This window comes from Wolbachia endosymbiont (group B) of Melanargia galathea (genome assembly GCF_964030625.1).
In the GTDB taxonomy this organism is placed as follows: Bacteria; Pseudomonadota; Alphaproteobacteria; order Rickettsiales; family Anaplasmataceae; genus Wolbachia.
Map to the genome: position 1 here is coordinate 1,432,905 of NZ_OZ034910.1, position 22,275 is coordinate 1,455,179.

The following is a 22,275-nucleotide window of genomic DNA, read 5'->3' on the forward strand; positions in this document are numbered from 1 at the left end:
TAGTAGAAAGTTGTTGTAAGTTTATGTATTTTGAGGCTGTAATGGTCAAAGGTACATGAAGTATGATCAGAGTTAAAGGTGCAAGAGAGCATAATTTGCAGGGTATTGATGTCAATATACCAAAAAATAAGTTAGTTGTTATAACTGGACTAAGTGGTTCTGGTAAGTCTAGCCTCGCATTCGATACGATTTATGCAGAAGGCCAACGCCGATACGTCGAAAGTCTATCGGCTTATGCACGTCAATTTCTTAATATTCAAGATAAACCTGACGTTGAATCGATCACAGGCCTCTCTCCTGCAATATCAATTAACCAAAAATCGATCTCAAAAAATCCAAGATCAACTGTTGGAACCGTTACTGAAATTTATGACTATCTACGCTTAATATATGCGCGAATAGGCATTCCTTACTCACCCGCAACTGGATTGCCAATAACGAAACAGACTGTATCTCAAATTGTAGATACTATTACAGCATTACCTTTAGAAACTAAAGTATATATAATTGCTCCTATTGTACGTGGTAGAAAGGGAGAGCATCTAAAAGAGATACTGGAAATTAAAAAGCAGGGTTACGTAAGACTAAAAATAAACGGTGAAATATGTGATATAGATGACTTGCCTAAGCTCGATAAAAACAAGAAACATGATATTTTTGTGATTGCAGATAGAGTGTCCATATCAGATGATATAGGAAATCGACTACCAAGCAGTATAGAATCAGCATTGAGACTTGCCCATGGCTTAATGTATGCAGAAATAGTTAACTTACCTGATAACCACAATTCCGAGTATAAAAATGGTCAAACTTTAACTTTCTCAGAGAATTTTGCATGTCCTGAGTCTGGCTTTACTCTTGAAGAAATAGAGCCAAGATTGTTTTCTTTTAACAGCCCCTACGGTGCATGCAGTTCATGCAATGGGCTCGGTAAAAAGCTAAGTGTTGATGCAAAGCTAATAGTGCCAGATGAAACGCTCTCGATATCTGAAGGTGCTTTAAAGCCAATTGGATCAATATTCCGTCAAGTGCATACAAACTATGGATTGCTAAAAAATGCAATTCTGTCACTGGCTGAAAATTGCAAATTTAGTCTTGATGTTCCGTGGAAGAATATAGACCAAAAAGTGAAGGATTTAATACTTTTTGGCTCTAGAGAAATGAAATTTCAAGGTTTGGTCAGTATCCTAGAACGCCAGATGGATTACGATGCATCACTTATTGATAGGTATTGTTCTGTTACTGACTGCAAAGAATGTGCTGGCTATAGATTGAGAAAAGAAGCACTTACAGTGAAAATTGATGAAAAACACATAGGTGAAATATCAGGGCTCAGCGTCGATGAATCCCTTGATTGGTTTGAAAATTTGCCAGACAAGCTCACAGAACAACATAAGCAAATTTCAAATAAAATATTAAACGAAATAATCAAAAGGCTGACATTTTTAAAGAATGTAGGGCTAAATTACCTTACACTTGACCGTGAATCTAGCACTCTCTCTGGTGGTGAAAGCCAGAGGATCAGGCTTGCTTCGCAAATTGGCTCTGGTTTAACAGGAGTGCTATACGTGCTTGACGAACCCTCAATTGGCCTTCATCAATGTGATAATGATCGATTAATTGCCACACTTAAAAATCTGAGAGACATGGGTAATACTGTGATTGTTGTTGAACATGATGAAGACACAATAATGGCTGCTGATTATGTGATTGATATTGGTCCTGGAGCTGGTGTAAACGGAGGAAAAGTTGTTGCAGAAGGAACACCAGATCAGTTACAAAAAAATTCAGAGAGCATAACAGGACAGTATTTAAGTGGAAAGAAGGAAATTTCAATTTCAAAAAGAAGAAAGCAAACAACTCAGTTCATAAAGGTAGTTAATGCTTGTGAGAACAACTTAAAAAATATAAATGTTGAATTTCCTATAGGGAATTTTATTTGTGTTACTGGAATATCAGGAGGAGGGAAATCAAGTTTAGTGATAGAAACATTATATAAATACTCAGCACACAAGATAAATCATTCATCTGCAAGGCATGGTCAATGCGACAAAATAGAAGGCCTTGAGTATATAGATAAAATTATAGAAGTTGATCAATCGCCAATTGGTAGGACCCCAGCATCAAATCCAGCAACATATGTTGGTATGTTTACTCACATCAGAAATTGGTTTGCAGGTCTCCCAGAGTCGAAGGCACGAGGTTACAATATAGGCCGATTTTCATTTAATACCAGGGGAGGAAGATGTGAAGCTTGTAAAGGTGATGGGCATTTAAAGATCGAGATGCATTTCCTACCGGATGTTTATGTGAAATGTGAGCAATGTAGAGGACAGAGGTATAACCGAGAAACATTGGAAGTTACTTACAAGGGAAAATCAATTTCTGATGTGCTTGATATGACAATAGATCAAGCATGTGACTTTTTTGAAAATCTTCCAATGATAAAGGAAAAGTTGATTTCTTTACAGGAAGTAGGGCTTGGCTATATAACGCTTGGACAGTCGTCAACAACGTTGTCCGGGGGTGAAGCACAACGAATAAAGCTGTCTAAGGAACTATCAAAGCGATTTACCGGGAAAACATTGTATATTCTCGATGAGCCAACAACTGGGTTACATTTTGAAGATGTAAATAATTTACTGAAAATACTCCATAGGCTAGTTGATTTAGGAAATACTGTTATAGTTATTGAGCACAATTTACATGTTATAAAAACTGCTGATTACATAATAGATATTGGTCCAGAGGGTGGAGTAAAAGGTGGCGAAGTGGTTGCTGTAGGAACTCCAGAAAAAGTTGCACAGACTCCAAAAAGCGTTACAGGCAAGTATCTTAAAACATATTTATTGGATCAAGTATCGACTATTTCTTAATAATTAGGTTATGAGGAGCATTTTAAAAGGTATACCTAACATATTTAATTCATGAATCTTCTCTTATTAAAAAAAGCTACAGATCTCATATTTCCAAACGTATGCGTAAGTTGTGAACGTATAATTGATAAAAGTTATGATTTATGTAGTGAATGCAATAAAAAAATCAATTTTTTAACTAAGCATTACTGTAATGTTTGTGGTGTAGTAATTCCAGATAACATTGATACATGTGGTAAATGCATCAGTAACCCTTCACCATTTAAAGTATTAAGATCAGTTTTTGCTTATGATGAACATAGCAAAAATATGATTATAAATTTTAAATTTTTTGATAATTTAAATTATGTGAAAGTCTATGCAAAGTGGATGTACAAAGCTAACAAAGACATGTTTCAAAATGCAGAGGTCATAGTTCCTATACCGCTACATAAAATACGCTTATTTAAACGTAAATATAATCAAGCAGCATTGCTCGCGAAGGAATTAAGTAAGTTATCTAATTTATCTTATACACCATTTGCAATAAAACGTATTCGTCACACCAAACCTCAAGCTGGTCTTTCACTTAAACAGCGTGAAAAAAATTTGAAAAATACTTTTAAAGTAAGTAACAGCGAAATTATCAAAAACAAAATCGTGATATTGGTTGATGATGTAGTAACAACTGGCGCAACCGCAAGGTCTTGCTCTCAGGAAATTTTAAACTCTGGTGCCAGAGAAGTGAGAGTGCTATCGCTTGCAAGAACTGTATGAAAATCAGCTTTAAGGTATAATTTTCATTTTTGAAAACTGTTTAGTGTCTTAGTACTAACTTGTGTATCATTCCTCTTAAAAAAAAGTCTAGTTATAGTGTATACGGAGTCTATAATTATAGCTCTTTTTCTAATAGTTCGAATAGCTGAATATTCTTTCTGGCTAAATTTTTTATAACAAACCAATGGTTTGATTAAAATCAGGAGAATATGGAGGCAGATATATAACTTCAGCACCGACACTTTTAACAAAGTCACTTATTTTCTATGAAAAGTTGCATTATCCAAAATCACCCAGCAAAAAGCTTGAACTAGCTATTAAAAACGTCTGTATCGCAATAGCCTTCAAAAATCATAGGCGCCATAATTTTTCCCTTATTCAAAGCTGCAATCATATTTTTGAATACTCACTGCATTCAGAAAAAAATAGGTACATGCTAGTGTAATAGCACTGGATGTAATAATTGGAACAAGTAAAAAAGCCTCTATTAGTTTTCTTATAGAGCTGGCTGGTTTAATGCTGTTATTATTCAATGATGCAAAATAATTTTCACTAAGGTTGGCCATCCATTTTGCGCCAGATAAGACCCTCTCACTATTTTTTTAGATAAGTTGACTTGTATTTGCTTTCCCATGTTTATAATTATGCTAATAATAAATATGATAAGATCAGTATAAATTTTTTACTTCCGTGTTTTTTCTATTGTTGTTTATAATGACTATAGTTACATCACATATTTCTTTCAATTAAATGGATCAGTTATTTATTGCAAATCACTGACTTTTTTAATGGATTCTTTTTCTAAATAATTTACAAAAATGTGTTTACTTTTGTTTGTAATTGTGTAGTAACTGCAACGTAAAGTTATAGGAGGTAAAGATGAATTTTGAAAATCTGAAAAAGATATTAAGTGCAATTGATAAAGATGCAAGTGTAAATAAAGATAACGTAATTAATAAAATAAAAGAGGTATTGCGAAGGGAAGATACAATAGCGTATCAAGAGTGGGAAAATAAAAATTTTAGTATAAATCATACATTCATCCAAAGTGATCCTGATGCCGAATTTACATTATTAATTGCAGCTGCAGCATCTAGCTGTAAGGATTTAGTGAATGTTTTATTAGATAGGCATGCGGATGTTCATGTAGAAGATGAAAATAGAGAGACTGCTTTGCATCATGCCGTTTATAGTAGATGTGTAGGTGTAGTAAATGCTCTACTAAAAAAAGGTGCTGATGTTAATGTAAAAGACAGAAGTGGTAGTACTCCTTTGCATTATGCTACTATATATGAACTCATAGATGTAGTAAATGCTCTACTAAAGAGAGGTGCAGGTGTTAATATAAAAGATGGAAATGGTCGTACTCCTTTACATTATGCTACTATATATAAATTCATAGATGTAGTAAATGTTCTACTAAAAACAGGTGCAGATATTAATGTAAAAGATGAAAATGGTAGTGCTCCTTTGCATTATGCTACTTTAAGTAACCATGTAGAGGTAGTAGATGCTCTGTTAGCTGAAGGCGCAAGTGTTCATGTAAAAGATAGAAATGGTAGTACTCCTTTGCATTATGCTGCTAAAAATGGCTATTTAGAGATAGTAGATGCTCTACTAGACAGAGGTGCAGATGTTTATAAAAAAGATAGTTTGCAGAAAACTCCTTTGTATTATGCCATTATAAATCACCAAGAAGATACGGTAGAGAGTATAAAAGGGTTTTTAAAAAATAAAGTAGTTCAAGGTAGTGTAGTTGTTGGTGGCTTAGTTGCCATGTTAGGGAATTTTGTAACATCGACGCTTTTTATAACCGAGACAATGGAAATTACATTAACATCTGTTACGGCAGCAATAGCTGTATCTGCATCAACAGCATTAACATCTGGTTATGTTAAATATCTAATGTCAAAATTCGATAACGAAATAAAAGAAATAAAAGAGCGACAAAACGTAATGGAAGGGAGGCAAAGCTTAACAGAAGGGTGGCAAAGTGTAGATCTACAAAGCATACGTATACATAATGCTCTTTCGTAAATTTTTACTTCCGCACTTCTTTAGTGTTGCTTATGATAACTATAGATTCATATTTTAATTAGAGGCTTTAATTACCTACTTTAAGTTATTGAATTTCTTATCATAGCATCTGTCATTCCAGTACCCTGGAATGACAGAAAAAGAACACTGAATTAAAAATACAACATACCATCTTATATCTTAATACTGCATAATACCTCGATCATAGATTGATTAAGGACACCTTGAGTTATCTCTTTAATTAGTCTTGCTTTACTATGAAAAGCTTGTACTCTTTAAATGTATTATTTATAAATTAACTGTTTATAAGCTAAAATATGTCTAATAGAGCTAATATAACTTTTTTTATAGCTGGTGCTATTGCTTCCCTTACATTAATTACATCTGGAGTTTTTGCTGTAGCTCCTTACGTTGCATTTTTATCTTCAGTTGCAGCTTTAAATATAGCTCCCCCTGTTATTTTTATTTTATTTGCGCTTTCTGCAGTAGTAATTGTGTTTTCATATAAAATGATTAAACAAAATAAAAAATCTCAAGAAAACTCGAAAGCTGAAGTCGAAGAGCCGAATAAAGGGTTAAGGAAAGAAGAAAATAAGCTAACTCCAATTAAAGAAGAATTAGAAGATGGAAAGGATAAAGAAAATAAATACGGGTTTAGTGGTCTAGAAGAAAAAGTTCATAGAATTTTAGAGAATTTTGTAACGAAAGATGAAGTGAATGGGTTAAAAAAAGAGGTTAGTGATCTTTCTGCAAGGTTAATTAATAGTCCTGCAACAAAAAATGAAGTAGAAGCAAAGCTGAATATGGAATTTTACGCAAAAGATGAAGAAAGATACTGTCTTGCTAGTCAACAAAAAAATTACTCAAGCTGTATCATAAAATCAAAAAATACTTCTGATTGTGTAACAGTACACAGATTACAGTTAGTGAATATGTTGAATGGATTGGAAGCATTTTTTGATTTTAAACTACAGTCAACATCCTAGTTCTGTAATTCTTGATATGATTTGGATCAAAAGCACTTTTGGATGTCAGGATACCGAAAATGATATGGAGTAGCTTACGCATTGCAGCTCCCACAATTGCCATATTATGCTTACCCTTCTTCTTTAGTCTTTGGCAAAAACTCACAATGATAGGATTGTGATTCTTGGCTACTATGGCAGGAAAGAAAAGGGCCTTACGTAATGTTTGTGAACCTGATTTACTTAATCTTGGTTTAGAATGTACAGATGAACCTGATGTTATATTTTTCGGTATAACTCCTGTATATGCTGCCAATTGCCTGGCATCTCTAAAAGCTTTTATGTCAGGGATTTCAGCTAAAATAGCTACTGCTGATTCCTCTCCTATGCCTGGAATAGTCAGTAGAAGTTGAAAATTTTCCAACAACTCTTTGTGTTGCTTTAATAGTTCACGTACGGAGTTTTTTATTGTTTCTATTTTTTGAGCTATATTCATTGCAAGGTCTTCCCAAGCATTTGCAACTTCTTTAGGCAGTCTCTCTTTTTTTTCTAGGTGGTTATTTACTAATGCTAATTCATCTTTTAACGCAACTGAGCAACGATAAAGATGTTTTAATTTTTTCATTTCAGAAGAAGGTGGTGTCCAACGAGTTGGTTCCTGTCTTTGGCAATAATCAGCAATAATTTCTGCATCAGTCTGATCATTCTTTTGTCTTACGAGTTTACTCCTTGTATAAGATTTAATACAATAAGGATTTACAACACTAACAAAATGTCCAGCATTGTGCAGAAATTCAGCCAAAGCTTCGCTATAACAACCAGTAGCCTCCATGCATGACTTTACTTCTTCCACATTATGCTTTTGTAGAAAACTCAGCAGACCTTGAAACCCAAGATCATCGTTCTTAAAGCTTCTTTTCCTAGTTTCACGCTTTTCTTTTTTACTTATGAATGAAAGAAAAACATCAAAGCGATCTTTTGATACATCAATTCCAAGAAAGTTGTTGATCATATATAACCCCATACGTTACCATTTAAAACGAAAAGTAAGGCTAACCTTGTGGATACAGAATTAGAGCCATTTAGGTCTTTCTACGATACCGTCCAGCCTATACTTTTGAGGAGGGAACTCTTATCTTTCTTACAGATTTTATATCTAAGAGGGGAAACAGAGTTCTTCCCTCCTCCACCTAATGCTTAAGCTTAAAACATTAGATGCTTTTTACAAGATACAAGGGTGGAATACAACATTTAGTGATATTATATTACCAAATGACATAAAAGAAAAGTTGAGAGGAATTTGTGAGTCAAAAAGCGGAGGATATCTCTTGTACGGTCCACCAGGAACTGGTAAGACTAGTATTAGTAAGGCAATTGCAAATCAAACTAAATCTCTGTTTGCGTTTATGTCTGTTTCTGCGTCTTGCTTGTCTAGTCAAAGGAATATAGATCAAGTTTTTGAGAAAGCAGAGACAAACAGTCCTTGTATGATTTTTATAGATGAGATTGACGGAGTTGGTAAAAAGCGAACTGTTAATGAGGATGCAGGGCCTTTAACTTATTTACTCACTAAATTGGATAAAGAGTTTTTATCCTCAAAAAATATAATGGTGATTGCTGCAACTAATCATAAGGATCATTTAGATCCTGCGTTTACTAGGGGTGGTCGTTTGGAGTGTATTGAGGTTCCTGGGCTGGATAAAGAAAGTACGCGTAGGGGAATACTAAAAGAATATCTCAAAGAATTAAGCCCTCTAAATATTGAAACTATTGTAAAGAGTACTAATGGTTTTTCACCAGCAAATCTGATTGGTTTAGCCAAGTATATACGAGAGGAGAAAAGTAAAGGCAAAAGCACTCCTATTTTCACTTTATGTGAAAGATTTAAGAAGGAACATAACATTGAAGATAAGAAGAATGAGAAACATAGTAACGGAAAAACTAAAAACAAGGATACAAGGCTATCATCTGGAAGCTTATCTAGAAGTTCATCAGTAAGCTCTTCATTGAGTGATGTATCTTCTCGAGGAAGTAAGTGGCAAATCGAGGAATAAAGAGAATTACTACACAGTCTGGTCATGCAAGTCGAATCATGTCATTCCATTGCTTGACAATAGTTTTTATCCAGAAGGAACTTCTAAAAGGGTGTCATTCCAGTACTGAAATCCAGGAATTTTTTGAGCACGCAAGTTATGCCAAGTTTTTTGTTGGTAAGAAAGGCTGGATCCCAGTACTGGGATGACAGGAAGAGGGCTACTCGGGTGACATCGAAGGGGCTACTTGCATGACAACAAAGGGGCTTGCTTGCATAACTCAAATTCAAAGAAAAATCATTTAATGTCATTCCAGCGCGTGACGCTGGAATGGCTTTGTTGCACAGCTCTTCGGATAGTGGGTAATGTATAATAAATTCATGAAGCTATATCAAACTTAGCCATGCCTATTTCAGTAAATTTGTTAAGCAAATAACACTTGAGTAGCAGTTCCTTCTCACGATTAATCTCAGATTTATTCCTAAAACTAAATCCAAATATTTGCTTCAGTCGCGAGAAAAAACTTTCTATATAAGATCTCTTCCAATAATTTATCTCTTTTTTCCACCTCTTCATACCATCTTCATCATATGACTTTATGAGCTTGATTGTAGAATTTCTCTCATTCATATAATCCAACTTTGGATGCTCTACTGCATTATTTTGCGGAGGAATCCTTGTCTTTATGTCAAGCTCATCGCACAGTTTGTATAACTTCTTTCGATTATATGCCCTATCTGCATATATCGTGCTTATGTTATACTTGGTATCCACTCTTTCAATAAGATCACAGGCTCCATAGTGGTCGGAATAAACTCCACTACTGTATTTTGCAGCTATAACTTTTTTACTACCTATCTCTAGCATTACATGTAGCTTTCTTGTTTGCTCATAGCGGCGATACTTTCTATCTGTACCATTTGCCTTACTATGGCCTGGAATATTATTGTAGATGCTGATACCTGTACTATCTATAGCAATTTCAATATCTTCCATATCGTTCTTATCAACTCTGCAGTCGTTGATTTTGATATTAAGCTTTTTAAACCTTCTTGAAGCCTGCGAATAGCTGATAATTTGCAAAATTTTCCCTATTTGCTCAAGATATTTCTCTATAAATCCCACTGTTTGCCTAAGACCAATCCTGAATAGATAGGTTATTATGTGAATTAGAATCACTACTTTGTCGCTGTAGACATTGTTGCCACCTGCTACTTTTGGACTATTTTCGTACCAATTTTCAATGGCATCGTTGATATAATGAAAAACATTTCCCCTTTCTTGAAGAAATTTGTTATATTCATTGCAGTTACTGACTTTCATTCTTATTGGCATATTTTTCCTTTGTCGGCTAAATATCTATTTTATAACAAATTCCATCAGTAACTGCCTGTTCTTTCCTTGAGTGGTGCAACAAAGCCCGCTGGAATTCAGAAATAAAGAACAATGGATCCCAGTGTCAGCTACTCGGATGACAGGAAAAGGGCTACTCGGATTACATCCTTTTTTTCCTGGATACCAGTCGCATGACACTACTATATAGTAGGTCCCAATTTTATCCCAGTCTGGGATCTTCTTTCAAAAATTCAAAACAATCTATTAAAAAGGAGAATATTATGTCTACAATAATTTTATCATCAATTTTAAGTAAAGCGGGCAGTATTTTTGGGCCAATTGGCCAGATTGTTGGCTCAGAACTCGGTGCTCTGCTTGGTGCACAGCTTGATAATGCAATATTTGGTCTTGATGCCGACCAAAAGATAACGCATGGGGCGAGGCTGAAAAATCTGCAAGTTCAAACCTCAACTTATGGCAAAGCAATTCCAATTATCTATGGCACTGCTCGCATTGCTGGAAACATTATTTGGTCACAGCCAATAAAAGAGGAGGCGATAACCACTCAAAATAAAACAGGAAGAGGTATAAATATTACATATAACTACTATGCAACACTCGCAATTGCAATTTGCAAGGGGAAAGTAGAAAAATTAAATAGAATCTGGGCGGATATAAAATCGCTTAGTTTTGATGAAATAGATTATACTTTTTACCACGGCAGAGAAGACCAAAACCCTGATCCGTTTATGTTATCAATCGAAGGTGAGAAGAATGTACCAGCTTATAGAGGAATATCTTACATAGTCATCAAAAATTTCCCTTTGGCAGACTATAGTAATCGTGTTCCGGTGTTTACATTTGAAGTGCAAACTGCACTGAAGCTCAATGGATTCTCAGTAGCAGAAAACATTAAAAATATCAATATCATACCAGGTTCAGGGGAGTTTGTGTATGATACGAAAATACAGAAGAAAATTGCACGAGAAAAAATAAGCAGTAGTCAATATATTCCCTATGGACCGGTACAAAGAGTAAATCACAATAATCACACAAAAAAGAGCGATGCTATGCTTTCTTTGGACCAATTGAAGGAAAGTTTACCAAATGTTGAATGGGCATCGGTAGTGGTTAATTGGTTTGCAAGCAGTTTGAATATCAAAGATTGTAAAATATATCCTGCAGTTGAATTTCAAGACGATTCTGCTATAGTGCCTGATGATTGGCAAGTGGGAAATATAACCAGGGATAATGCCCAGCTCATTTCAAAAGATAATCATGGCAATCCAAGATATGGTGGTACAGTTAGCGATGCAGCACTAATAAGATATATAGAAGAGCTGCATAGCAGAGGTTATAAGGTGATGCTCTATCCAATGCTCTTGCTTGACACAAAAAACAAAGAGTGGCGAGGAAAATTGAGCGGTACTCCTCAGGATATAAGTGATTTTTTTGAGAATCAGTATAGCAAATTCATAGAGCATTACACAAGCATTGCCAAACAAACTAAAGTGGAAGGGTTTATTATTGGTTCTGAGTTTGCTCAGCTTACCAGAGTAAAAGATGCGAAAGGCAATTATCCTGCAGTAGCAGAGCTAGTTAAAGTTGCAAAGCAAGTAAAATTTCAGCTTGGAAAAGAAGTAAACGTAACTTACGCTGCCGATTGGAGTGAGTATCATTCATATGATGGTTGGTATAATATGGATGAACTATGGTCTTCAGAGTTTATCGATGTTGTTGGCATAGATGCTTACTTTCCACTCACCGATGGCCCAGAACCTCCTTTTGGCTATTCCGCGAAAGATGTAACGGGTGGTTGGAGCAGTGGGGTAGGGTATGATTATTTTTACGATTACTCAAAAAGTGATCCTGAGAAAATAAAGTATAATGACAGCGAATATGCGTGGAAAAATATCGAGAAATGGTGGAGTGAAGTTCATGTAAATCCAGGTGGTAGTAAAACAAAATGGCAACCAAAAATGAAGAAAATATGGTTTACCGAATATGGATTTCCCAGTATGAACGGCTGCACTAATGAGCCCAATGTGTTTGTTGATAAAGGTAGTATAGAGAGTAAATATCCACGATACTCAAACGGAGAGGTGAGCTTTCTTTTGCAGAAAACTGCAATCGAAGGAACATTAAAAAAGTGGCAAAGCTCAGAAATGGTGGAGAAAATGTTCCTCTGGGCGTGGGATGCAAGGCCATTTCCTTATTTCCCCAATTTATGTGACATGTGGGCTGACTGCCATAACTGGCAGACCGGGCACTGGATTCAGGGAAAAATTTCACAACTTAATGTTTCCGATGTTTTGTCTGATCTGTTGCAAAAGGTAGGTCTCAAAGGCGATCAGTTTGATACAAGTGATGTTAAAGGATTACTATCTGGGTATGTAATAAATGATCAGCAACCCGTACGCTCAATTATTAAAATGCTGCGAAGGTGCTATTTTTTTGATGTGGTTGAACAGAACTCAAAACTGAAATTTATTCAAAAGGGCAGGGGAGTGACAACTGGTATACCAGTTGACGAAACTGTTTTCAATCACAATCCCAAGCTGATACAGCTTAGTCAATTAGATTTAAACAATAGGATTAACATCGTTTATTTTAACCGCAATTTTGGCTATCCAATTGATGTGAAATATGCTGAACTGCCAAAGCAGGGCAATGCTGCAACAGTTGAAATACCTCTCATTATGGAGGAAGGGGAGGCGCAAAATATAGCTGAAGTTTTACTTTATTCTTCGTGGCAAGAGAGAAATGTATACAACTTTAAGCTCCCGATAAAATATGCATGGCTTTTACCAAGTGATGTCATAGCAATTTCAGATGGCGAGAAAAGACATACGATGAGAATTATAAAAACAAAGTTTGAAAGCATGTCCATTCAAGTAATGGGAGTTGGTTATGATCCCTCTATATACAAGCTCTCCTTTCCTTCAACAAGATCACTTATGCTTAAAGAATACCCTCCTTCTCACATCAGTAAATCTATCGTAGAAATGATAGATTTACCGCATATTAAAGGTAATATCGCAAGTTTTACTTTAATTAGTGAAGAGGAAGGTTGGAAAGGAGCAACACTTTTTATTTCGTATGATGATAAAAATTATAAGCCCATCGCGAGCGCAAATATACAATCTACTTACGGATATGTAATCGAATCTACCGATGAGGGAATTACAGTAGTGCTACGTTTTGGTAAGCTAGACGTCATGAATCCAACTGTGTTAGCGCTGGTTGGAAAAGAGGTAATAAAATTCCAAGATGCCAAGCTTATAGATAAAAATAAATATAAGCTTAGCAACCTAATTAGAGGTCAAGAAGGGACTAAGAAATATGAACACACTGCAGGTGAAAAATTTATTCTACTTGATGATTCAATAATTTCTTTTGAAGTGCAAAAAGGGAGAAAGTTTTATCTTAAGGCAGTCACTTACGGTGATTCATTAGATAATACGGAAACAAAAATTGTAAACTGAGAGAGCGTAAGTGAAATCTTAATGTCTACTTGCATTTTATTAAAAAATCCACTATATTATAAATATAGCAATATAGTAAGGTAAAATAATGATCGGTAATGTAAAAAAATTATCAAATGAAGCGCCAATAATACTAACATGGGTGCCAAGAGTACATGGTGCATCTTTACCTGATGGTAAAAACAGTGACCTTAATTACTTAGATATAATAAAAAATCATAAATTAATAAATAAAGAAGAGAGGGATATATATTTGATTATCAACGGTCCTGGATTCAAAGAAAATCAAATAGATGATTTAAAATGTGAACTGAAAGGAATTGAAGGAGTACATGTTATAGACTTGCATCAGTATGACTGGAGCGAAATAGATCAAGGATGGAAGATAGATGGTAAAGATACTAGTATCAAAGATTTCTTTAGAGATATGTATAACATGACAGGTGAACAAAGAACATACTTTGCTGTTGAAATAGATACTTTTAGATTAGTTGCTCTGGCACTCTTAAAGCAGTTTACGGAACATGAAGGTGGAATATATATAGACTTTGATTCTTTAAAAGCCATTGACACTCATATAGGGAAGGATATAACAATCCCTGAGGGAATATTGTTGGGACCGATTGTTGTAGGTATTAACGATAGTGGAAAAATCGTTTATACACAGTTAAATAATGACTTAATTGCGATAAATGATTTAAGCATAGCAGTTGATATCTTATCTAAGTATAAAAGTGAAATACTAAGTCAAAAAGAAATGTGCGGTAAATTAGTAGAGTATTTACCTTCAGCTATAATTAAACTAGGTGATTGCATCAGTATGCTTGAAAAAGAGGAAGAGATGAAAAAGGAAGAAGAGAAAGATGAAATAAAAAGGATTATCAAAGAAGTGAAGAATCAGAAAGAGTATGCAGAAAGGTGTGTAGAAGATTTAAGCAATGGTAGAATAGCGACGTTATATGAACAAGCTTTTTTTCCCTTCCTTACCCAATTTGGAGAAAATTTAGGTCAACGAAATGTTGTGAGGATAGTGCATGATAAATTAATTGGTCAAGAAGAAAGCAAATGGAAGTCATTTGCTTTTGGAGAGAACAATGGTAACTATTCTATGGGTCTAGTAAATAGTGATGTATCCTGGATGAAAGGAAAAGATCTATACCGTGAACGAGTAGATAATAAGCTGGAAGGAGCAGAAGTAGACAGGGTAGCAATGGGAGAGCTATCACTTATATAGCATTGATTAAAGAACTTTCTAGTATCGTCGATTCGGTGCTAGAAAATTCAGTAAAGTAGTTAAAATATTAGCTGAAAAATAATTTTCTTCGAAACAGTCACCTACATATAGAAACGAGAATGTTTAAGCCCCTAGGAGATTTTATTTGTACGCCGCTAAAATTTCATTATAATATGAGTATGTTAATGTGTTGAGGTAAAATAATGATCGGTAATGTAAAAAAATTATCAAATGAAGCGCCAATAATACTAACAATGGGTACCAAGAGTATATGGTGCATCTTTACCTGATGGTAAAAACAGTGACTTTAATTACTTAGATATAATAAAAAATCATAAATTAATAAATAAAGAAGAGAGGGATATATATTTGATTATCAACGGTCCTGGATTTGAAGAAAATCAAATAGATGATTTAAAGCGTGAACTGAAAGGAATGGAAGGAGTGCATGTTGTAGATTTACACCAATACGACTGGAGCGAAATAGATACAGGATGGAAGGTAGATGGTGAAGACATTAGCATAAAGGATTTCTTTAAGAATATGTATAATATGTCAGAGGAGCAAAGGATGTATTTTGCTGTTGAAATAGATACCTTTAGATTGATTGCTCTTGCTCTTTCAGAAAAAATGACAGGAGAGAAAGGTGCAATATATATAGACTTTGATTCTTTAAAAGCCATTGACACTCATATAGGAAAAGACATAACGATTTCTAAGGGAATTTTGTTAGGGCAAGTTACTGTACATGTTAATCAAGAGAGCGGCAAAATTATTAAAACGGATTTAAATAATGACTTGATTGCAGTAAGTTGTCCAAGTATAGCGATTAATATTTTAGCTCAATATAAAAGAGAAATACTGAGTCAAGAAAAAATGTGCTATGAGTTGGCAGAACGTTTATCTCGGTTTATGCAAAGAGAAGAATCACAATTTTTTACCGCATGTAAAAGATTGGAAGAAGAACAGCTGTGGGATTATGAGACGAAGAGATTAGTGAGAGTTATTAAATACGGATTAAAGAAGATAGAGTGTACAATAGGTGATCTCAAAAATGGTGAGATAAGAAAATTATATGAGCCACGGGTGTTAAGGTATATGCAACATCCTGAAGTAAGTATGAATTTGGGTCAATTTTATACTGTAGAAGTAATTCGTAGTGAATTAATTGGTCAAGACGAAAGTAAACTGAAGCTGTTTTGCTTCGAAGAGGACAATGGCAATTACGTTTGTACAATAAATGGTGACCTATCTTGGGCTAGAGGAGCAAACTTATACCATAAACAGGTAAAAAGTGAGTTAGAAAAAGTACAAGTAGATCAGATGGAATTGGAAAATCTATCGTTAGAGTAATCAAGTGTAAACCGGAAAGTAACTCAGGTTACAGTTGATAGTCTATATTATTAAAAGGTTAATAGTTATATATATATTATAGTATAAGAGCTATTAATAGTATATATGTCAAAAAAAATGATTAATGAGTTGAAAGATAAGGCGAGGGAGAGGAGATATGCTGATTTGAAGTCTACAGAAAGTTCTGATTATAGAACATATAAGGATTTAGATATGGACTTCAATAGTGAATATGAATTTGTTTGTGACCTTGTTATTAATGGGAAGGCAATAACTAATGATCTCATTAAAAATTTATATTTAAAACATGAAAATCTCATTACAGAAGATAAGGACAAAAAAGGGAGTTATCGTCTGTTTCTTAAGCAAATCTTCACGGAAATATTTGTACACGCCGGTACAGCAGTTCCAAATGACTCTATTATGGAAGAATTGATAACTTATTATAACAGGTCTGGGTACAAGCAATTCTTTTCTTCTCAAAGTCAAGCACTTCGTTCTTTTGGATTGTGCATGTATTCATTCCACTATTTAATTCCTTCTTACAGAGAAAGGACCTATATAAGTTGTGAAGATCCAAATTATCTGAAGTTCAGTTTTAGCGTAAATGATGGTATATATAACGGTAATAAAATTTTAGTATGTGATTTACAAAACTCAGTGGAGTTTAAACTAAAATGTGAAGGTGAAAATGTGATATATGAAGAAGGTAAGGTTTCTCTCACTATTCCTAAGGAGCTGAAAAATTACAAAGCAAATGATAAGAATTTGTTTGACGTTATTATTGAGTATTTTCAGAAATTTTGCGAAAAATTTGGATTTCACTTTTTTGAGGAAAATTTTGAGTATAATCTGGATAAGCCACTTGGAGTATTAAGTGATATAAATACAACCAAAGACAAGAATCTAAACTTGAAGAATTTAAAATAAGATATTGAAATCTCCGCTTTTTTTAATAAGGTGAGTATAATAAAAAGTAAATCAAGTTTTACAGAAAACCTTTACTTATGATGAAAAGTACGTAATACGTATATAATATAAGATTGTGATATGTCAAAAAAAATAGTTAACGCATTGAAATCTGAAGTAAAAAAGCTCAAGTATTCTGATTTAAAATCTATACCAATGAAATCAGGTGGTTGGAGTAGCATAAACTCTGGTTACAACACATATATTGACCTTGATAGATCACACAACCTTACTATCAACAAACAAAAAATAACCAATGAGCTTATCGAGGAGCTATATTCAAAACATAAAGATCTCATTTTAGGGAATGAAAAAGGGAAAAGAAACTATTGTTTGTTTCTTAAAGTAGTCTTTATGGAAATGTTTATACGTGTTGGTGCAACAGTTCCAAATGACTCTATTATAGAAGAATTGATAACTAGTTATCATCAAGAAGGATATAATCATTTTTTGTTTCTGCATTTATTAAAGGCTCTTTTTCCACTTGGCTTGCTTGTGTTAGATTCTGATATAATAATAACTTATAGTATGGATTGCCATAGTTCCAATTGTCTAAAACTCAGTTTTAGCATGGAATGTATAAGGGTACTTAGCAGTGATCTTGCTAGTGATATCAAAACACCAGGTTTTTACAGTTCAGTAGAATTTAAACTGAACTGTAAGGGTAGAAATGTAACATATGAAGATGGTAAAGTGTCTCTTATTATTCCGAAAGAGCTGAAAAATTATAAAGCAAGTGGTAGAAGTTTGTGTGACATTACTATTGAGTATTTTCAAGAATTTTTTGGAAATTTGGGATTTAAATTTGAGACAAAAGTGGAACATAGTCTAGGTGAACCACTTAAAGTGTTAAAAGATGTAAATACATACCATGATAAGAACTTAAACTTGAACCAACAGTTAAGTAATTCAAGATAAGATATTGAGATTCGCATTTTTAAAGCTAGAAAACACATTCATTGAGAGAATAATTTCGCTACTGAAAGCAAAAGGCGTTTTTATAATCTTCTATCTACTACTCCCTCATGAACAGATACGTTAATCTCATCTAACTGCTCACTAACTTCTTCATTACTTGGCAAGTGTCCTCTAAGAGATAAGTTACGTACTGCATGCTGACATCGATCCAAAGGAGTTTGTAATCGCTCAACATATACTTTTGCTAGCAACTCAGCGTCAATTAGCGCTCCATGTAACTCCCTACTCTCTAGTGATATACCAAAACGCTCACACAATGCACTTAAAGAAGCCGGTGGTCCAAATTTCTTTCTTGCAAGCGGTAATGTATCTAACACTCTGTCTGAAGAGATTAATTTGGCATTCAGTTTACCAAGTTCCATGTTCAAAAATTTAATGTCAAATCCAGCATTGTGAATTACCAAAGTATCGCTAGATATAAAATTAAGAAATTCAGATGCAATCTCTGAAAATAATGGCTTATCCTTTAGAAATTCTTCGCTGATACCGTGAACTTTAAATGCACCTTTGTCTATGCTCCTTTCTGGGTTGATGTATCGATGGAATACTTTGCCTGTTGGAATATGATTAATTAGTTCTACACACCCTATTTCGATAATTCGATGGCTATTGACATCAAGACCTGTAGTTTCAGTGTAAAGTACTATTTCACGCAGCCCATCTTGTTTGGAAAGTTCTATACTTAACCTACTACTAGGATCTGACTGACTATTGGCAGCTTGTATCGTTTTTTTTCTTTTAGCTACTAATTTTTTTGTAGCACCTTCACCATCTTTTACTCTAGAGTGTCCAGGCGCTTCGGTTATTGAGCTTTTTTTTATACTATCAAGGATAACTTCTTTATCATTTAAGAATTTTTTACCGTTACCTTCTACATAAAGTGAGGTGAGATTTTTGAGTGCTATATCTCCTCCATAGTGGTGGCGCCACACTCCAACAATGTTGTTGTTTTCTACATTTAATAAAGTAAGATTTGGGAGACGTTTGCTGCCAATCAAAAATGCAAAACCTCTGTCTCCAATATTGTTATTACTTATTTCAAGTAAAGTAAGGTTTTTTAGATTGCCTTGACCTATATATCCTGCACTTTCAAAACCGAGTTTATTGTTCCTTAGAGTGAGCGAAGTAAGATGTGTAAGTTTACTTAACTCTTTTACATCTTTACTATCAATCTCTACATTTATTAAATTAAGCTCGTTAATGCCTTTTTTACTCTGTAGAAAGTTTGCTAGCTCTCTTATATCAATTTTAGCACTTACATCTGATATTGTTAAAGCTTTATCATGTACATATCCACTAAAACCCACCTTACCCTCTGTTAATATACTATGTAAATATTTTAACTGGCATCTCAGTAGCTGTCAATTGCTTATATAAGATCTTAAACAGCTGGTTTAGGTGCTGTAAAATTCATACTTTTTGTGATCAGCTAAGTAAAAAGTCAAGCCTAGGGCAACTCACTAAGCTTTTCTGATTTATTGTCCCAAATTTGGGACAATAAAATCGAGATGTCAATTACAGGACTTGAGCCTGTTAAAATCTTCTTCAGCGTGATATGATGAACGGGTTAATGGACTTGATGCAACTACCAAGAAGCCTTTAGAATAAGCAATATATTTATAATGCTCAAACTCTTCTGGAGTAACATATCTATCAATTTTTGCATGCTTTGGAGTTGGTTGCAAATATTGACCAATTGTAATGAAGTCAACTTCGGCGCTACGTAAATCATCCATAACCTGAAAGATTTCTTCTTTTGTTTCTCCAAGACCAACCATAAGCCCTGACTTCGTGAAAAGTTTAGAATTAATCTGTTTCACCATCTTTAGCAAATATAGTGAATGAAAATAACGAGCTCTTGGTCTTATTTTTGCATACAGCCTTGGCACTGTTTCGATGTTGTGGTTATAAACATCAGGTGATGCAATAGCTATTGCTTCAAACGCTCCTTTCTTATTTAAAAAATCAGGAGTGAGGATCTCTATTGTTGTTTCCGAAGTTATCTTTCTAATTTCTTCTATACACCTTATAAACTGATTTGCACCACCATCTGGTAAATCGTCACGGTCAACAGAGGTAATGACAACGTGCTTTAAATTTAACTTTTTTATTGCTTTTGCTAAATTTTCTGGTTCATGAGGATCGAGCTTATCAGGAATGCCAGTTGCAACGTTGCAAAACGCACAAGCACGAGTACAAACAGAACCGAGAATCATCACAGTAGCATGACGTTTATTCCAACATTCACCAATATTTGGACACGCAGCTTCTTCGCATACTGTATGTAAGTTATGTAGCTTAACAGTATTTAAGGTTTCATTGAATACTTTACCAGCTGGAGCTTTTGCTCTGAGCCATGTAGGCTTACTATGCATTTGAAACAGCTAGCTCTACCTCTTGTTTTGCTAAAACTTTCTTTAATCTTCTTTTTATCTTTTGCGCTTCTTTGCTTAGTTTAATTGTTTTTGTATTGAGCAAGAAAGCATCAAGATCACCTTTATAGTCTATAGTTCTTAAAGTTCTTGTTGCTATACGAAAGCTAAACTTTTTTTCTAATATATTACTCGTCAATGTAACTTTATGTAAATTTAAGAGAAAGGTACGCTTTGTTTTACGATTTGAATGCGATACCTTATTACCAAAAGACTTTTTTCTATTTGTTAATTCACAAATTCTACTCACTTCAATATACCAATTTATCCTATTCAACCAGGTTAACCTGATATAGTTAAATAGTCAACTCCCTTGCTTGATTTTTATACCGTATACTGCTTTATAGCCAAAAAACACTGTAATTTTTTCTATTACAAGAGAAACCATATGCTGCATTTCTAATGCTTTACTGCCATTTGTTACTAACAGATGCAGAACACCAGAATTTACGTTTTGTGCGTATGAGATCTTTTGTGGTTTTGTACATTCTGCTAATTCCTCTCCAACTATACTTTTCCAGTTTAAAATAAGACGTATTTCATTTTTGCTGATCTTATTTTTCATGCATTTTAATGCATAGTTTTCTATTATAGATTTTAATTTCTTTGGCCCGCTATATTTAAACATCTTTCCAGTGCTTAAAATTAAATTATATTACAACTTTCTTATACAAAAAACTAACTTATTGTTTTCATGATCCTCGGCCTCACACATAAAAAGCAGTATTTGTATATCTAGCATTTGCCAGAATTTTGTGTTTCCTACCTTGTAATCATTTTTAATTTTAATTTGTTAAATTATTATGAAGCTAATTAAAATTCGGGTAAAGTATAGTATTTCCAAGAAAATTATCTTTTTACTGTATGCAGTAATTTTCTTATAGCTATCTGTTTTTTAAGATCTTTCTGCAATCCAAGCTGCTTGAATGGCCTCTAATATTTTTTCATTACAATACTTTTCATCATCATCAAACTCCTTCAAACCCAAGATCTTTTTCTTAAGTTCAGTGAATCTAATACTAATTATATCCTTATTGGGAAACTTCTCTTCTAGAGCTTCTGCAATATCTTCTATATCAAGCCATTTCATACTTTTTTGATAAATTAAACTGGTGCCCATGGGGAGACTTGAACTCCCAAGGTCGCAAAACCCACGGATTTTAAGTCCGCTGCGTCTACCGATTCCGCCACACGGGCCTTATGTTGTTTATCTAGAGTAAAATTCTACTACTAAATTGACTTCCATGTCTGCTGAATAGGGGACTTCGGAATATTGAGGCGCTCTCAAATACTTCACTGAAAGTGCTTTGCTATCTGCCTCTAAATAATCTGGAGCCTTACGTTCTTGTTTTTGTTCAGCCTCTATTAATATAGGAATTTTTGCTGCTCTTTCCCTTATTTTTACTATATCACCAGGCTTCACTCTATAACTTGATATGTTAACCACCTTATCATTAACTGTAACATGTTTATGAGATATAAGCTGTTTTGCCGAGTAAATTGTTGGCACAAAACCAGAGTGATATAAAACAGAGCTTAACCTTGATTCTAAGGCACCAATAAAATTATCAGCCGTATAACCCTTTCTTTTGTAGGCATCTAAAAATGTACGTCTAAGCTGCTTACTTGAAATTGCATAGTAGAACTTAAATTTTTTATGTGCAGCAAACTGCTTACCAAAATCAGATAACTTCTTAAATCCAAGAATACCATGCTGACCTGGAGGGTATTTTCTTTTATTGACCGAATCTTTTGCTCTACCCCATAAGTTTACACCAAGCCTGCGACTGATTCTATACTTTCTATTGATAACAGTTGTCAT

General features: G+C 34.2%; 18 protein-coding genes, 1 tRNA gene and 1 pseudogene. 10 read left to right on the forward strand and 10 right to left on the reverse strand.

The genetic code is table 11. The annotated features are described in order from the left end of the window. Positions 1-62 precede the first annotated feature (62 nt). Complete coding sequence (uvrA, locus tag AAHF52_RS06645; RefSeq protein ID WP_019236961.1) at positions 63-2,876, forward strand: excinuclease ABC subunit UvrA; 2,814 nt, start codon at positions 63-65, stop codon at positions 2,874-2,876. A 51-nt stretch (positions 2,877-2,927) separates the two neighbouring features. Beyond that, positions 2,928-3,632, forward strand: a complete 705-nt coding sequence (locus AAHF52_RS06650) for a ComF family protein (protein WP_010405036.1) — start codon at positions 2,928-2,930, stop codon at positions 3,630-3,632. 115 nt (positions 3,633-3,747) lie between these two features. Here the strand turns inward: AAHF52_RS06650 and AAHF52_RS06655 are convergent. Beyond that, a pseudogene (locus AAHF52_RS06655) lies at positions 3,748-4,029 on the reverse strand (transposase); the annotation flags it as partial. Positions 4,030-4,511: 482 nt separating this feature from the next. Here AAHF52_RS06655 and AAHF52_RS06660 point away from each other — a divergent pair. Both AAHF52_RS06660 and AAHF52_RS06665 read left to right on the forward strand, forming a co-directional pair. Beyond that, positions 4,512-5,669, forward strand: coding sequence for an ankyrin repeat domain-containing protein (locus AAHF52_RS06660; RefSeq protein WP_052264780.1), 1,158 nt, complete (start codon positions 4,512-4,514; stop codon positions 5,667-5,669). Between the two features lie 317 nt (positions 5,670-5,986). After that, positions 5,987-6,655, forward strand: coding sequence for a hypothetical protein (locus AAHF52_RS06665; RefSeq protein ID WP_342068406.1), 669 nt, complete (start codon positions 5,987-5,989; stop codon positions 6,653-6,655). Here AAHF52_RS06665 and AAHF52_RS06670 read toward each other — a convergent pair. Further along, positions 6,633-7,646 carry an IS110 family transposase gene (locus tag AAHF52_RS06670; protein ID WP_264376686.1) on the reverse strand — a complete coding sequence of 338 codons (1,014 nt, stop codon included), beginning with the start codon at positions 7,644-7,646 and terminating at the stop codon, positions 6,633-6,635. The genes AAHF52_RS06665 and AAHF52_RS06670 overlap by 23 nt on opposite strands. A gap of 181 nt (positions 7,647-7,827) precedes the next feature. On the opposite strand from AAHF52_RS06670, the gene AAHF52_RS06675 reads away from it, so the two are divergent. Continuing rightward, positions 7,828-8,688, forward strand: coding sequence for an AAA family ATPase (locus AAHF52_RS06675; RefSeq protein WP_264687667.1), 861 nt, complete (start codon positions 7,828-7,830; stop codon positions 8,686-8,688). A gap of 357 nt (positions 8,689-9,045) precedes the next feature. Here the strand turns inward: AAHF52_RS06675 and AAHF52_RS06680 are convergent, their stop codons facing one another. Next, the gene (locus tag AAHF52_RS06680; protein ID WP_213863789.1) at positions 9,046-10,002 is read right to left on the reverse strand and encodes an IS5 family transposase; all 957 of its coding nucleotides are present in this window, start codon (positions 10,000-10,002) and stop codon (positions 9,046-9,048) included. A gap of 281 nt (positions 10,003-10,283) precedes the next feature. Between AAHF52_RS06680 and AAHF52_RS06685 the strand changes: the two genes are divergently transcribed. The 5 genes from AAHF52_RS06685 to AAHF52_RS06705 all read left to right on the forward strand — a co-directional run bounded on the left by AAHF52_RS06685 (position 10,284) and on the right by AAHF52_RS06705 (position 17,961). Continuing rightward, positions 10,284-13,487, forward strand: a complete 3,204-nt coding sequence (locus tag AAHF52_RS06685) for a glycoside hydrolase TIM-barrel-like domain-containing protein (protein WP_342068407.1) — start codon at positions 10,284-10,286, stop codon at positions 13,485-13,487. A gap of 88 nt (positions 13,488-13,575) precedes the next feature. Further along, the gene (locus tag AAHF52_RS06690; RefSeq protein ID WP_264376766.1) at positions 13,576-14,721 is read left to right on the forward strand and encodes a hypothetical protein; all 1,146 of its coding nucleotides are present in this window, start codon (positions 13,576-13,578) and stop codon (positions 14,719-14,721) included. 369 nt (positions 14,722-15,090) lie between these two features. Continuing rightward, positions 15,091-16,074, forward strand: coding sequence for a hypothetical protein (locus AAHF52_RS06695; RefSeq protein WP_264376767.1), 984 nt, complete (start codon positions 15,091-15,093; stop codon positions 16,072-16,074). A gap of 105 nt (positions 16,075-16,179) precedes the next feature. Further along, complete coding sequence (locus AAHF52_RS06700) at positions 16,180-17,004, forward strand: hypothetical protein (RefSeq protein WP_264376768.1); 825 nt, start codon at positions 16,180-16,182, stop codon at positions 17,002-17,004. Positions 17,005-17,124: 120 nt separating this feature from the next. Beyond that, positions 17,125-17,961, forward strand: coding sequence for a hypothetical protein (locus AAHF52_RS06705; protein WP_149168838.1), 837 nt, complete (start codon positions 17,125-17,127; stop codon positions 17,959-17,961). An 80-nt stretch (positions 17,962-18,041) separates the two neighbouring features. On the opposite strand, the gene dnaQ is transcribed toward AAHF52_RS06705, so the two are convergent. The 7 genes from dnaQ to rpsD all read right to left on the reverse strand — a co-directional run bounded on the left by dnaQ (position 18,042) and on the right by rpsD (position 22,275). Then, positions 18,042-18,701, reverse strand: coding sequence for a DNA polymerase III subunit epsilon (gene dnaQ, locus AAHF52_RS06710; RefSeq protein WP_410541893.1), 660 nt, complete (start codon positions 18,699-18,701; stop codon positions 18,042-18,044). Between the two features lie 831 nt (positions 18,702-19,532). Continuing rightward, a complete protein-coding gene (gene lipA, locus AAHF52_RS06715; RefSeq protein WP_149168839.1) occupies positions 19,533-20,396 on the reverse strand; it encodes a lipoyl synthase in 864 nt (287 codons plus the stop codon). Then, entirely contained in the window at positions 20,389-20,703 is a 315-nt protein-coding gene (gene rpmB / locus AAHF52_RS06720) for a 50S ribosomal protein L28 (protein WP_149168840.1), read from the reverse strand. Before rpmB ends, lipA begins: the two co-directional genes overlap by 8 nt. Positions 20,704-20,757: 54 nt before the next feature. Next, positions 20,758-21,081: a DUF721 domain-containing protein gene (locus AAHF52_RS06725; protein ID WP_006012687.1), complete on the reverse strand. Its 324-nt coding sequence runs from the start codon at positions 21,079-21,081 to the stop codon at positions 20,758-20,760. Positions 21,082-21,348: 267 nt separating this feature from the next. After that, positions 21,349-21,543, reverse strand: a complete 195-nt coding sequence (gene iscX, locus AAHF52_RS06730; protein ID WP_026097274.1) for a Fe-S cluster assembly protein IscX — start codon at positions 21,541-21,543, stop codon at positions 21,349-21,351. Positions 21,544-21,563: 20 nt separating this feature from the next. After that, positions 21,564-21,650, reverse strand: a tRNA-Leu gene (locus AAHF52_RS06735). 10 nt (positions 21,651-21,660) lie between these two features. Continuing rightward, the gene (gene rpsD / locus AAHF52_RS06740; protein WP_006012690.1) at positions 21,661-22,275 is read right to left on the reverse strand and encodes a 30S ribosomal protein S4; all 615 of its coding nucleotides are present in this window, start codon (positions 22,273-22,275) and stop codon (positions 21,661-21,663) included.

Excerpts from the sequence above, each read along its gene's own strand:
- AAHF52_RS06650 (WP_010405036.1), top strand. The coding sequence starts at position 2,928 with ATGAATCTTCTCTTATTAAAAAAAGCTACAGATCTCATATTTCCAAAC.
- AAHF52_RS06675 (WP_264687667.1), top strand. The coding sequence starts at position 7,828 with ATGCTTAAGCTTAAAACATTAGATGCTTTTTACAAGATACAAGGGTGG.
- AAHF52_RS06700 (WP_264376768.1), top strand. The coding sequence starts at position 16,180 with ATGTCAAAAAAAATGATTAATGAGTTGAAAGATAAGGCGAGGGAGAGG.
- lipA (WP_149168839.1), bottom strand. The coding sequence starts at position 20,396 with ATGCATAGTAAGCCTACATGGCTCAGAGCAAAAGCTCCAGCTGGTAAA.
- rpsD (WP_006012690.1), bottom strand. The coding sequence starts at position 22,275 with ATGACAACTGTTATCAATAGAAAGTATAGAATCAGTCGCAGGCTTGGT.
- AAHF52_RS06680 (WP_213863789.1), bottom strand. The coding sequence starts at position 10,002 with ATGCCAATAAGAATGAAAGTCAGTAACTGCAATGAATATAACAAATTT.
- AAHF52_RS06725 (WP_006012687.1), bottom strand. The coding sequence starts at position 21,081 with ATGTTTAAATATAGCGGGCCAAAGAAATTAAAATCTATAATAGAAAAC.
- AAHF52_RS06685 (WP_342068407.1), top strand. The coding sequence starts at position 10,284 with ATGTCTACAATAATTTTATCATCAATTTTAAGTAAAGCGGGCAGTATT.
- AAHF52_RS06665 (WP_342068406.1), top strand. The coding sequence starts at position 5,987 with ATGTCTAATAGAGCTAATATAACTTTTTTTATAGCTGGTGCTATTGCT.
- AAHF52_RS06690 (WP_264376766.1), top strand. The coding sequence starts at position 13,576 with ATGATCGGTAATGTAAAAAAATTATCAAATGAAGCGCCAATAATACTA.
- AAHF52_RS06660 (WP_052264780.1), top strand. The coding sequence starts at position 4,512 with ATGAATTTTGAAAATCTGAAAAAGATATTAAGTGCAATTGATAAAGAT.
- iscX (WP_026097274.1), bottom strand. The coding sequence starts at position 21,543 with ATGAAATGGCTTGATATAGAAGATATTGCAGAAGCTCTAGAAGAGAAG.
- AAHF52_RS06705 (WP_149168838.1), top strand. The coding sequence starts at position 17,125 with ATGTCAAAAAAAATAGTTAACGCATTGAAATCTGAAGTAAAAAAGCTC.
- AAHF52_RS06670 (WP_264376686.1), bottom strand. The coding sequence starts at position 7,646 with ATGATCAACAACTTTCTTGGAATTGATGTATCAAAAGATCGCTTTGAT.
- uvrA (WP_019236961.1), top strand. The coding sequence starts at position 63 with ATGATCAGAGTTAAAGGTGCAAGAGAGCATAATTTGCAGGGTATTGAT.